The organism is Jiella mangrovi (genome assembly GCF_017815135.1).
In the GTDB taxonomy this organism is placed as follows: Bacteria; Pseudomonadota; Alphaproteobacteria; order Rhizobiales; family Rhizobiaceae; genus Jiella; species Jiella mangrovi.
In genome coordinates this window covers 230,174-241,740 of sequence record NZ_JAGJCF010000007.1, presented here as the reverse complement: position 1 = coordinate 241,740, position 11,567 = coordinate 230,174, and the positions used below count along the sequence as shown (strand labels likewise).

Annotated in this window: 11 protein-coding genes; 9 read left to right on the top strand and 2 right to left on the bottom strand. The window is 65.8% G+C overall.

Annotated features, from left to right (window positions below; genetic code table 11):
• The first annotated feature begins 1 nt into the window (after position 1).
• The 7 genes from J6595_RS12875 (at position 2) to J6595_RS12845 (ending at position 6,871) form a co-directional block, all read left to right on the top strand.
• Positions 2 to 970, top strand: a complete 969-nt coding sequence (locus tag J6595_RS12875; protein ID WP_209594961.1) for a PfkB family carbohydrate kinase — start codon at positions 2 to 4, stop codon at positions 968 to 970.
• 32 nt (positions 971 to 1,002) lie between these two features.
• Complete coding sequence (locus tag J6595_RS12870; RefSeq protein ID WP_209594960.1) at positions 1,003 to 2,052, top strand: ABC transporter substrate-binding protein; 1,050 nt, start codon at positions 1,003 to 1,005, stop codon at positions 2,050 to 2,052.
• An 86-nt stretch (positions 2,053 to 2,138) separates the two neighbouring features.
• Positions 2,139 to 3,005: an ABC transporter permease gene (locus tag J6595_RS12865; protein ID WP_209594959.1), complete on the top strand. Its 867-nt coding sequence runs from the start codon at positions 2,139 to 2,141 to the stop codon at positions 3,003 to 3,005.
• A complete protein-coding gene (locus J6595_RS12860; RefSeq protein ID WP_209594958.1) occupies positions 3,002 to 3,793 on the top strand; it encodes an ABC transporter permease in 792 nt (263 codons plus the stop codon). Before J6595_RS12865 ends, J6595_RS12860 begins: the two co-directional genes overlap by 4 nt.
• Positions 3,793 to 4,875 (top strand): ABC transporter ATP-binding protein, encoded by a 1,083-nt coding sequence (locus tag J6595_RS12855; RefSeq protein ID WP_209594957.1) that lies wholly within the window; start codon positions 3,793 to 3,795, stop codon positions 4,873 to 4,875. The genes J6595_RS12860 and J6595_RS12855 overlap by 1 nt, the downstream gene beginning before the upstream one ends.
• Before the next feature lie 84 nt (positions 4,876 to 4,959).
• Positions 4,960 to 5,967 (top strand): 3'-5' exonuclease, encoded by a 1,008-nt coding sequence (locus tag J6595_RS12850; RefSeq protein ID WP_209594956.1) that lies wholly within the window; start codon positions 4,960 to 4,962, stop codon positions 5,965 to 5,967.
• Positions 5,968 to 6,262: 295 nt separating this feature from the next.
• Positions 6,263 to 6,871: a malonic semialdehyde reductase gene (locus J6595_RS12845; RefSeq protein WP_209594955.1), complete on the top strand. Its 609-nt coding sequence runs from the start codon at positions 6,263 to 6,265 to the stop codon at positions 6,869 to 6,871.
• Between the two features lie 471 nt (positions 6,872 to 7,342).
• Here J6595_RS12845 and J6595_RS12840 read toward each other — a convergent pair whose 3' ends face one another.
• On the bottom strand, positions 7,343 to 8,731 hold the full coding sequence (locus tag J6595_RS12840) for a PepSY-associated TM helix domain-containing protein (RefSeq protein ID WP_209594954.1): 1,389 nt from the start codon (positions 8,729 to 8,731) through the stop codon (positions 7,343 to 7,345).
• A 63-nt stretch (positions 8,732 to 8,794) separates the two neighbouring features.
• Entirely contained in the window at positions 8,795 to 9,190 is a 396-nt protein-coding gene (locus J6595_RS12835) for a DUF2946 family protein (protein WP_209594953.1), read from the bottom strand.
• 78 nt (positions 9,191 to 9,268) lie between these two features.
• Between J6595_RS12835 and J6595_RS12830 the strand changes: the two genes are divergently transcribed.
• Together J6595_RS12830 and J6595_RS12825 are read left to right on the top strand one after the other, a co-directional pair.
• Positions 9,269 to 10,084, top strand: coding sequence for an MBL fold metallo-hydrolase (locus J6595_RS12830; protein WP_209594952.1), 816 nt, complete (start codon positions 9,269 to 9,271; stop codon positions 10,082 to 10,084).
• A gap of 400 nt (positions 10,085 to 10,484) precedes the next feature.
• A complete protein-coding gene (locus J6595_RS12825) occupies positions 10,485 to 11,399 on the top strand; it encodes a PRC-barrel domain-containing protein (protein WP_245198267.1) in 915 nt (304 codons plus the stop codon).
• Positions 11,400 to 11,567 lie beyond the last annotated feature (168 nt).

Here is an 11,567-nt window from a genome sequence, read left to right as displayed (position 1 = left end):
CATGGCGCGGCTCGTCCATATCGGCGGCGCGGTGATGGACTATGTCTATCACGTGTCCGGCCTGCCCGAACGGGCGGCCGAGCTGATGGCGTCGAGCTTCGCGCGCCTGCCCGGCGGCGCCGTCAACATGATGGTCGCGGCCCGTCGCACCGGCCTTGCCACCGCCTGCGGCGGCGCGCTCGGAACGGGCCCGGACGGCGACGCTCTCAGAGCGTTTCTCGCCGATGAAGACATCGACGTCCTTCTGGCGCCGCAAGCCGATATCGACAGCGGCAATTGCGTCGTCCTGATCACCCCGGACGCCGAACGCTCCTTCATTTCCTTTCCCGGCGCCGAGGCCCATGTCGCGACCTTCGATGCCTTGCTGAAACAGCTTTCGCCTGGCGACTGGCTGGCCGTCAGCGGCTATGTCCTGTCCTATCCCTGCAGCCGCGAGGCCGTTCTCGCCCTGGTCGAAAATGTCGATCCCGGCGTTTCGGTGATCTTCGATCCGACGCCGGTCATCGCCGATGTGCCGCAGGCGGCTCTGACCCGCATGCTCGCCCGCGCCAGCTGGATGAGCGCCAACATGCGCGAGCTGGCGACGATCACCGGCGGGCCCGCCGGTGTCGACGGCGCCGCGGCACTTCTCAAAACCCGCATGCCTTCCTGCCGCGGTATCGTCCTTCGCGACGGCGAGAACGGCGCCCATCTCGTCGAAAGCGGCCAGGAGTCGGCCACGGTGCCGGGCTTTCGGGTGGCGGCGATCGACACCAACGGCGCCGGCGACACCCATCTCGGCGCCTTTGTCGGGGCGCTGGCCCGCGATCTGACGCCGCTCGATGCGGTCCGCTATGCCAACGCCGCCTCGGCCATAGCGGTGACGCGGCGCGGCGGGGCATCCGGGCCCTCACACCAAGAGATCATCCACTTCCTGTCCCTTGCGGACCAAGACCGGCAAAGAACCGGCAGACTGAAACTGGGTCATTGAACCGGCCTCAAACGGCCGAAAGGAAACATGCGATGAAGACCACCACAGCCATTCTCGCGGCCCTCGGGCTTTCTCTCTGCGCCACGACGGCCATGGCCAAGGATCTCCATGTCCTCAACTGGAAGGGTTACGGCGCCGACGAGCCGTTCGCCACCAAGGCCTTCGAGAAGATGACCGGCGACAAGGTCGTCAACGACTTCTTCAACTCCGAACAGGAGATGCTGACGAAGCTGAGGACCAATCCGGGCCTCTACGACGTCGTGATGATCAACGCCGCCTTCATGCAGCAGGCGCTCGACGAGAAGCTGGTCCAGCCGATCGACACCGCCACGATCGAGAACTACGGCGACATCGACGACGCCAAGGCGAAGTCGAAGATGCTGAATGTCGACGGCAAGACCTATGGCGTGCCCTGGACCTGGGGCCTCACCACCATCGCCATCAACGACAAGGCCTTCGATACGCCCCCGACCTCGATCAAGGAGATGTGGAAGCCCGAGCACAAGGGCCGCGTCACCATCCGCGACGACGCCGTCGAGGCGGTCCAGCTCGGTGCGCTGGCTACCGGCCAGAACATCAACGACATCGAGGATATGGATGCGGTCAAGAAGTCCCTGGCCGATCTTCTGCCGAATATCCGCACCTTCTGGTCCTCGGAAAACGACTGGAACCAGATGGTCGCCTCCAACCAGATCGATCTCGGCACCTACTGGTCGGGCTCGGCGGGCCGCGCGAAGGTCAAGTTCAAGCTGCCGGTCTCGCTCGCCGTGCCGAAGGAAGGCGCCGTCGGCTGGCTCGACACCTTCGCCATTCCCAAGGGCTCGAAGAATGTCGAGGGCGCGGAGAAGTTCATCAACTACATGCTCTCGCCGGAATTCTACACCGAGTGGGACGAGACGGTCGGCGCGCCGGTCTCGGCCAGCAACAAAGCGGTTGCTGCGCTTCCCGCAGACAGCTTCAACCGCAAGGTCATGGGTGCACCGGAGATCGCCGAGCGGGTCCAGTTCCAGGAGCCGATCACCGACGAGCAGCGCGAAGAATACCTCAAGCTCTGGCAGAGCCTCAAGGTCGGCGCGAACTGATAGCCGGCTTGCCCCGGGCGCAGGCGGACCCGATGGCGGCCGGGGCGATCCCTTCCAACGACACCGACCGGAAAGAGACGACACCCATGGCCGCCAGCGGCGCGATGAAACAGAACGGCTTGAGGAAAGCACTGCCGCTGCTCCTGCCGGCCTATGCCTGGCTGACACTGGCGATCTTCCTGCCGCTGTCGGCCATGGTCTATTTCTCGCTTCTGACCTCGATGTCGCCGAGCGAGCAGTCCTCGTCGCTGACCCTTGCCAACTACGCGACCTTCTTCTCCGACCCGCTCTATGCAACGCTACTTCTGCGCTCGCTCAAGCTCGGACTGCTGGTGACGCTGATCTGCGTGCTGATTGGCTTTCCCGCCGCCTATGTCCTGGCCAAGATCTTCAAGGGCCGGGCGCGCGAAGCGATCTTTCTTCTGGTGATTCTGCCGTTCTGGAGCAACTCGCTGGTGCGCGTCTTTTCCTGGTCGATGGTGCTGCGCGAGGGCGGCATCCTCGATACGGCGCTGAACGCCATCCTGCCGTTCCACGTCACCTTCGATCTGATGTATTCCTTTCCGGCGGTCGTCATCGGGCTGGTTCACTCGTACCTGCCCTACATGGTCTTGACCTGCTATCTCAGCCTGCAGGCCATCGACGACGCGCTGATCGAGGCGGCCCGTTCGCTCGGCGCCACGCGCTTCACAACGCTGCGCCGGGTCGTCGCGCCCCTCGCCCTGCCCGGCGTCCTCGCCGGCTCGGCGCTGATCTTCATTCCCGTCGTCGGCTCCTTCATGGAGCCGCGCATTCTCGGCGGGCGCACCGGCACGCTCTACGGCACGGTGATCGAGGACCAGTTCACCGCCGTCTACAACTGGCCGCTGGGCGCCGCCCTTTCTTTCATCCTGCTCGCGGTCGTCCTCGTCATCCTGCTCGTTTCGGCTCCGGTCCTGAGGAAAGCCGCATGATCCGCGCTCCCGCCTTCCTGTCCGGGCTCGGCCGCTTCTATATCGGCCTCGTCCTCGCCTTTCTCTATCTGCCGCTGGTCATCATGGCGGCGATGTCCTTCAACGTCTCGCCCTTCTACCAGCTGCCTTTCGAGGGCACGACGGAGTGGTATGTGGCGTTGGCGCAGAATGACGGGCTGATCGACGCCACCATCAACTCCCTGGAAATCGCCGTCCTGACGACGATCATCGCGACGGCCCTCGGCACCGCCGCCTCGCTTGCCCTGTTCCGCTACGATTTTGCCGGCAAGCGTATCCTGCAGGCGCTGTTGTTCCCTCCGATCGCGATCCCCTGGCTGATCTCGGGAACGGCGATGCTGATCTTCTTCTTCGGCACCGGCATTGGCCGTGGCCTGCACGCGATCCTGCTCGGACACGTCGCCCTCGCCCTGCCCTATGTGATCATCGTCGTCTCGGCCCGGCTCGCGACCTTCTCGAAGGATCTCGAAGACGCCGCCGCCTCGCTCGGCGCGACGGGCTGGCAGACGACCCGCAAGGTCACCCTGCCCTGCATCGCGCCCGGCATCGTCGCCGGCGGCCTCTTCGCCTTTGCCGTCTCCTTCGACCAGTTCGTCGTCTCATACTTCCTGGCGACGCCCGGCCAGACGACACTGCCGGTCGAGATCTACGCGGCGATCCGCAAGGGCTTCACCCCCGAAATCAACGCCGTCTCGACGATCATCATCGTGTTTTCGATGAGCCTGATGCTCGTCGTGTCGAGATTTTTCCGCTTTGGAGGCGATCAGTAATGGCGCGTGTCGAAGTTCAGAACGTCAGCCTCACTTTCGGTGCCCACAAGGCCGTCGACGACGTCTCGATCGCCTTCGAGGACGGCGGCTTCTACGCGCTGCTCGGGCCCTCGGGCTCCGGCAAAACGACCCTCCTGCGGATGATCGCCGGCTTCGAATTCCCCGACGCGGGTTCGATCCGCATCGACGGCGAGGCGGTGGAAAACGTGCCGGTGAACAGGCGGCGCATCGGCATGGTGTTCCAGAACTACGCGCTGTTTCCGAACATGAGCGTCGAGGGCAACGTCGCCTTCGGGCTCGAGGTGCGCGGCGAAAAGGGCGAGAGCGTCCGCCGCGCGGTCGCCGAAGCGCTCGAACTCGTTCAGCTCGGTCCTCTCGCCAAGCGCCGTCCCCATCAGCTCTCCGGCGGTCAGCGCCAGCGCGTCGCCCTCGCCAGAGCCATCGTGACGAAGCCGCGCGTCCTCCTCCTCGACGAGCCTTTGTCGGCGCTCGACAAGGCGCTTCGCACGGACATGCAGGTGGAGCTGAAGCGTATCCAGCGCGAGGTCGGCGTCACTACCATCTTCGTCACCCACGATCAGGACGAAGCGCTCTCGATCTCCGACCGCATCGGTATCCTGAAAGACGGCAGGATCGTCCAGGAGGGCGCCCCGGAAGACATCTACGACCGGCCGGCAAGCGAATTCGCCGCCACTTTCCTCGGCGATGCCAACATCCTCACCGGCGTCGTGCGCGACGGCAGCCTTCGTCTCGATGGCGGCACCGCGATCGACCTGCCGGCAGGCAGCGGTGACGTGCCGGGCGAGCTGCGATGCGCGATCCGTCCCGAACGCGTGCGGATATCGCAATCCATGCCCGTCACAGGTGCAGCGGGCGAGCCACCCGAGCACATGCGCGGCGTCGTCACGCGGCGGCTGTTCTCCGGCAGTGCAAGCACGTATTTCATCGATTGTTCCGGCCGCGAGATGAAGGCCATCGTCCAGCGTGGCGGTGATGCCGACATGGCCGTCGGCTCGCCGGTCTGCGTCCATTGGAACGCCGATGACCTCATCCCGCTTTCGGCAGGTGACGGCCGCGACTAAGCGGTGGATAGCGGGCTGATCGTCGCCGTCTGAGGCCTTGCTGTGGCTCGCGGCGCGGCCGGCCATGGGCTAGGGTCGTCCACCATGAAAGCGGCCCATACGCGACAATTCGATCTGTTTCCGGCGGAGGCGGTCCCCGAGAAACCCGTGCGGCGGAGCGGCCGGGCGCGGCTGCGCGCCGTGCCGCCCGCGCCTCTCCAGGCGGCCCTGCCCGATCCCGAGACGATGGCGAGCCATCTGGAGGCCACCGGCGCCTACAAGGTCCTGCGCCGCCTCGAGCCTCGCCCCGTTCTTCCCGGCTGGACGCCGGCCATGAAGCGCCCGGACGAGAGCATCGGCGTCATCCTCGACACCGAGACCACCGGTCTCGATCATTCCACCGACGAGATCATCGAGCTCGGCATGGTGATGTTCACCTATGACGCGAACGGGATCCGCGACGTCGTCGACGTGTTCAGCCAGCTGCGCGAACCGCGGACACCGATCCGTGCGGAGATCACCCGCATCACCGGCATCACGGACGACATGGTCGCGGGCCGGTCCATCGATCCGGCCGAAGTGGCCGCTTTCGTCGCGCCGGCCGATCTTGTCATCGCCCACAATGCCAAATTCGATCGACCCTTTTGCGAGCGTTTCGCGGCGGGGTTCGCCGAAAAGGACTGGGCCTGCTCGGTCGCCGAGGTGGATTGGGCGGCCCTCGGCTTCGAAGGCTCCAAGCTCACCTATCTCGTCGGCCAGTGCGGTCTCTTCCACAACGGCCACCGGGCGGTGGACGACTGCCACGCACTTCTCGAGGTGCTCGCCTTCGAGCGCGAGGCGAACGGCAACGCCTTTTCTCGGCTCGTCGCCTCGGCCAGACGCCGCCGCTGCCGGATCTTTGCGATCAACAGCCCGTTCGATCTGAAGGACGTCCTGAAAGCCCGGGGCTACCGCTGGAACGACGGCAATGACGGGCGCCCGAAGAGCTGGTGGATCGAGATCGACGAAGACGATTGCGAGAGCGAACACCGGTTCCTGCGCGACGAGATCTATCGGCGCGACGTCGAGCCGCTCGCCCGCTGGCTGACGGCCGCCGAGCGATACAAGGCCTGAGACGGCAGGGCGGCCGTCGGCGGCGTTACCGTGGGCCTTGGCCTGTTGAGCATTGAGGATACCGTCCGCTCGCCGCTGCCGCTTTTACCTGCATTTGCACAATCTGGGATAGTAAGACGGCTAATTTTTAGTCAGCTCTGCATATTGCAATGGGAGAAGCTTCGAATAAAGATCGCCCGGCAACCGGCCGGTGGCGCGTGACGCCATGGCCCGTCGTTCCCCCATGGAGAGCAAGATGATGATGAATGCGGTCAGATGGCCAGGCCATGCTCGCGCCGGCGGAGGACTTTTCTGAATGACAGTCGACAGAAACTTCCCGGAGACATCGGCCGAGACGTCGCTCGACCAGATTCTCACCAAGGCCCGGACCCATTTCGAATGGCAGGACCGGCCGCTACCCGAGGGCACCGTCGAACGCCTCTATGCGGCCGTACGCATGGGGCCGACCTCGGCTAATTGCTCGCCGGCCCGTTTCGTCTTCGTCGAAAGTCCCGAGGCGAAAGAGCGGCTCTTGCCCTGTCTTTCCTCGGGCAACCGCGAGAAGACGCGGACCGCCCCATTGACGGTGATCATCGCCCACGACCCCCAGTTCCACGATCACCTGCCGGAACTCTTCCCCCATGCCGACGCCAAGTCCTGGTTCGTCAGCAGCCCGGAATTTGCCGCCGAAACCGCGTTGCGCAACGGCTCGCTGCAGGGCGCCTATCTGATGCTCGCGGCACGGGCGATGGGTCTCGATGTCGGCGCCATGTCCGGCTTCACGCCCGATGCGGTGCGCGAGGCGTTTCTGGCCGAGAGCGGGTGGCAGCCGAACTTCATCGTCAATATCGGCTATGGCCGCCCCGAGGCGCTGTTCGACCGCTCGCCCCGCCTCGATTTCGCGACGGCATGCAGACGCGTGTGACCCGCGCCTTCGGCCGATCTTAGAGCGCCCTGCGTCCTGCAGGACGCCCCGGAGCACGACACGATCCTCGAGGGCCGGCCACGACTTGATCGAGAAGGCGCATCATTCGACGCTTCGTCATTCTCGGGCCCCGTCCCGAAAATCCAGAAACGTTCGACACAACAGAAGCTTAACCGGTGCACTGGATGCTCGGGACGGGGCCCGAGCATGACGAGCGCGATAAAAGCAAACGCCTGATCTCAGACCGTCAGGCACTCGATATGCGCCGTCCGACGGGACTGTCGTGGACACTGACAGGACGCAGAATGGGCGCGCCGATTGTTTGAATCGACATATCGTGCGTTCCGAAGATCGATTCCGATCTTCGGGCCGATGTTGCAAGGCCAATGACGCCGCCATCACCGATCGCGGCGTCACCGTCGTTCCCGTCCCGGCGGACACTTTCGTGCCGGCCGGGTCCGCCGATATGTTTCAGGCTGCGCGCATCTTCCGCGTCAGCCGCGTGCCGGCGAAATCGAGCGCCAGCATGATGATCAGCGACAGGCCGACCAGCGGAAAGACGATGCCGCCGATGGCGAGGATGGCGATCAGCCCGCGAAACACCCGTCGATCCTCCGGCAGCGGCGGCACGCCGAGAGAGCCCTTCGGCCGGCGCTTCCACCACATTACGGCGGCCGAGACCGCCAGCACCACGATGGCGAGGCAGGCGGCGGCGAGGATCAGCTTGTTCGCGAGGCCGTATTCCTGACCCATATGGGTGTTGATGCCCCATTCCAGCGCCTTTCCCGCGGGGCCGTAGTCGCCATAGCTCATGTCGACGAGCGGCTTGCCGGAATACTGGTCGAGATGGACGACGCGCTGCTCGGAAAGATCGTCCGGATAGACCGAGGCTGAATAGACGCCGGTCGGTGTCGTCGGCAGAGCGAGCGCATAGCCGCGATGAAGGCCGAGCCCCTCGACGATCGCGATGGCCCGATCGACGCCGATCGGCTTTCGCTCGCCGCCGTCCGGCGCCCTCGACAGGGGAAGCTCCGCCTGTTCCAGCGACCAGGTCGTCGGTCCGGTCTCGGCGAGCCTGGCGTCTGACATCGGCACGTCGACGCGCACGCCGGAGGGATAGCCGAAATTCGTGCCGTTGGCCCATTCGTTGACCTTGCCGCCCCACACGCCCGACCAGGGCATGCCGGTCATCGCCAGAAAGACGATGAAGCCGCCGACGAAGAGGCCGGTGACGGCGTGGAGGTCGCGCCAGAACATCCGGCTCTTCGGCGTGCCGCGCAGGGTGACGACGCCGCCGGCCTGGCCCCGGGTGCGGCCCCGTGGCCACCACAGATAGATACCCGTTCCCACGAGCAGGATCGACCAGCCGCCGGCGATCTCGATCAGGGCGCGGGCATAGGGGCCGAAATATTTGAGGCTGTGGAGCGTGCGGATCGTCCACATGATGGTGCCGCGATCGGGAAGATCGCCGAGCACTTTGCCGCTATAGGGATCGACATAGACGGCGCGCTTGCCGCGATCGGCCGTCGCCACCGTGATCTCGGCCGAGGCGTCCGGCGTTTCGGGGTCGGTGACTTTCACCGTCGTTCCGGGCACCGCCTCGAGGGCGGCCGTGATCATCTGGGAGACCGGCACGGGCTTTGCCCCGGCGACGACTTCGACCTGTTTCAGATCCGGCTGGAGCAACGGATCGAGCGTATCCTTGAAAAGGTAGAGCCCGCCGGTGATGGCGAGCGAGATCATGAAGGGCAGGACGAGCAGCCCGGCATAAAAGTGCCAGCGCCAGACGGCGCGATAAAGATCGAAGGCAGGACGCGCGGCAACGCCGTCATTCGTCCGCCCGAAGGTGGTTTCGCACATGTATGATTTCCTGACGAGAGAGAGGGGATGCCCCGCCGGCGCTGCGGCCGGGGGCGGGAAGCGTCAGGAAAGAATGGGCGGTCCGCGCGACAGGGTGCTGCGCGCGCGGGGCGCCGGACGCGGCGGGGCGCGGGACGACGGCCACGAGACCGGCTGGCTCGCCATGGGGCGAACCGCCAGAGCAACGAAACGGCCGGAGGGAGTGAGAGCGACCGCGTGGGACAGATGGCAGACGGCGCAGCATTCGGCGCAAAGCTGTCGGGAGCGCTGGCCCGGGCTGCCGCCCTCGAGCGCTCCGTCGAGGCTGGCCGAACAGATGACGAAGCCGCCACCTCCGCCCGCCCGGGCGATCTCGGCGGCATTGCCGGCGATCGTCTGGAACATCATCAGACAGGCCGCGATCAGTGCGATCGCGGCCGCCGATGATCTGTCCGCAAGGATCACACGCAGCTTCTGCATGGCGAGGATCGATGCCAGAATGCCGCAGAGCTGTCACCTTCGAAACCGTTGCATCACAGAAATCGCCGGGCATTCCTCATGACCTCCTATCTCTGCACCGCCTGCGGCACGCAATTTCCGTCCTCGCCGACGCCGCCCGCGGCCTGCCCGATCTGTCAGGACGAGCGCCAGTTCGTGCCGCCGTCGGGCCAGGGCTGGGTGAGTTTCGAGACGATGCGGCGGACGCACCGGGCGATCGCCGCCTATGACGGCGAATTTCTCGGCCTCGGCATGACGCCGCACTTTGCCATCGGCCAGCGCGCGCTTCTCGTCAGAACGCCTGCAGGCAACGTCCTGTGGGACATGATACCGCTGATCGACCGGGCGCTCGTCGAGATCGTCCGGGGCCTTGGAGGGCTTGCCGCGATCGTGATTTCTCACCCGCATTTTTACTCGACCATGGCGGAATGGTCGGCGGCCTTCGATGTCCCGGTCCATGTCCATGCGCGCGATCGCGACTGGGTGATGAACCTGGGCGAGCACGTGCGCACCTGGGAGGGGGACCGCTTCGATCTCCTGCCCGGTGCCACGCTGATCCGCTGCGGCGGCCATTTTGCCGGCGGCACGGTGATGCATCTGCCCATGGCCCATGAGGGAAGGGGCGCGCTCCTGTCGGGCGACATTCTTCATGTGACGCCGGGCTGCGACGGGCTTGGCTTCATGCGCGGCTATCCGAATTTCGTTCCGCTCGGCGAAGCGGCCGTCGGCCGGATTGCGGCCGCGCTTGAGGGTGTCGGCTTCGATGCCGTCTACGGCGCCTTCTGGGACCGCGTCATCGCATCGGATGGGCGTGCAGTGCTCCGGCGCTCCGTCGATCGGCACGTGGCCTTCCTGCGCAGCGACGAGGAAGCGTAAGCCAGAGAGCCCGTCGATAGGAGATCGGAGCGTTCGGGCGACCCTGCGGGACACATGGCGTCAGCGCCTTGGCGGCGCATGGAGAGGATTGTGCCCTGCAGGCGAGGCGGTGGTTCCAGACCTGCGTCAGTCGATATCGTTAGCCACGACTTAATTATCTCTACCGATGGACACAGGCGAAGCCGGCCGGCCGGCAGAGCCCGGTGCTTTGCCATGCAACATGACAAAACGGCAATGTTTTGAGGGCTCTCTCGCAGATGCGAAGGGCTTCGCCACTGGCCTTGCCGCGATTGAATCGGGCGTTTGATGATCACCGATGAATACAGGTTGGACAATCCGTGAGGGAACGCCCCAGCCGCCCATCAATTCTGTCCCCGACATCAATCGGGAGACCCCAACCATGCGTAAAGCAACGATCATCGCCCTTTTCGCCAGCGTCGCGCTGCCGCTCAGCGCATATGCCCAGGATTCGGGTTCGACCGCCCCGACGGACGGCTCGACGCCGCCGGCGGCGAGCGACTCGACCGATACCGGCTCGTCCACGCCGGACGCTGCCAATTCGGGCGACAGCGGCACGTCGACGGATTCCGGCACGATGGATTCCGGCGCGTCGAGCGGATCGTCCGATGCCGGTTCGGCCGATTCCATGGAATCAGACAGTGCGGACAGCACAGCTCCGGCTGACACGTCGTCGTCGCAGACGGCCGATAGCGGGCCGTTCGTCACCATGCCGCCCTCCGGCGCCTGGCGCGCCAGCGACCTCGAAGGCAAGGACGTCTACGACACCCAGGGCGAGAGCATCGGCGAGATCACCGACGTCCTCGTGTCGGAAGACGGCAAGCTGATGGCCGTTCTGGTCGGCGTCGGCGGGTTCCTTGGCATCGGCGAGAAGGACGTCGCCGTTTCGATGAGCGCGCTCGAGTTCGGCCCGGGCAAGACCGAGGGCCTCAAGACCGAAGAAGAAGCCAACGCGGCCGCGAGCGCTGCGGCGGGTTCCGGCGGAACCGGCATGGCCGGCGGTACGGGAACGGCCGGCGGCACGACGGGCGGCACCGGCATGGCCGGGGGGACGGCGGGCGGCGAAGCGGCCCCTGCCCCCGAGGCGACCGCCGAGCCCCAGGAGCCTGTCGTCGGCGAGGACAATCTGCCCGATCGCATCGTCCTCAACGTCTCGCGTGAGCAGCTCGAGCAGGCGCCGGCCTATGGCGAGCCCGAGAGCGAGGGCGAAGACAGCGAGAGCGGCGAGGCCTCGACCGATCCGGCCTCCGGCGACGCGTCGCAGCCCGCGAGCGGCGATACGGCTCCCGCGAACTGATCGCTCGAGACGAGACCGGCGGGCCCGCTCGAAAGGGCTCGTCGCACATCTGCCGACATCGGCCCGCCTCGAACGTTTCGGGGCGGGCCGTTCGTCATTGGCCATCACGCGGCAGGGATCGGCCACGCCGGCAGCGTCGATCCGACGATGGGGAGCGACCGTCCGAAA

Bases quoted from the DNA above. Each gene is read 5' to 3' on its own strand.
- J6595_RS12875 (WP_209594961.1), top strand. From the start codon at position 2: ATGGCGCGGCTCGTCCATATCGGCGGCGCGGTGATGGACTATGTCTAT.
- J6595_RS12870 (WP_209594960.1), top strand. From the start codon at position 1,003: ATGAAGACCACCACAGCCATTCTCGCGGCCCTCGGGCTTTCTCTCTGC.
- J6595_RS12865 (WP_209594959.1), top strand. From the start codon at position 2,139: ATGGCCGCCAGCGGCGCGATGAAACAGAACGGCTTGAGGAAAGCACTG.
- J6595_RS12860 (WP_209594958.1), top strand. From the start codon at position 3,002: ATGATCCGCGCTCCCGCCTTCCTGTCCGGGCTCGGCCGCTTCTATATC.
- J6595_RS12855 (WP_209594957.1), top strand. From the start codon at position 3,793: ATGGCGCGTGTCGAAGTTCAGAACGTCAGCCTCACTTTCGGTGCCCAC.
- J6595_RS12850 (WP_209594956.1), top strand. From the start codon at position 4,960: ATGAAAGCGGCCCATACGCGACAATTCGATCTGTTTCCGGCGGAGGCG.
- J6595_RS12845 (WP_209594955.1), top strand. From the start codon at position 6,263: ATGACAGTCGACAGAAACTTCCCGGAGACATCGGCCGAGACGTCGCTC.
- J6595_RS12840 (WP_209594954.1), bottom strand. From the start codon at position 8,731: ATGTGCGAAACCACCTTCGGGCGGACGAATGACGGCGTTGCCGCGCGT.
- J6595_RS12835 (WP_209594953.1), bottom strand. From the start codon at position 9,190: ATGCAGAAGCTGCGTGTGATCCTTGCGGACAGATCATCGGCGGCCGCG.
- J6595_RS12830 (WP_209594952.1), top strand. From the start codon at position 9,269: ATGACCTCCTATCTCTGCACCGCCTGCGGCACGCAATTTCCGTCCTCG.
- J6595_RS12825 (WP_245198267.1), top strand. From the start codon at position 10,485: ATGCGTAAAGCAACGATCATCGCCCTTTTCGCCAGCGTCGCGCTGCCG.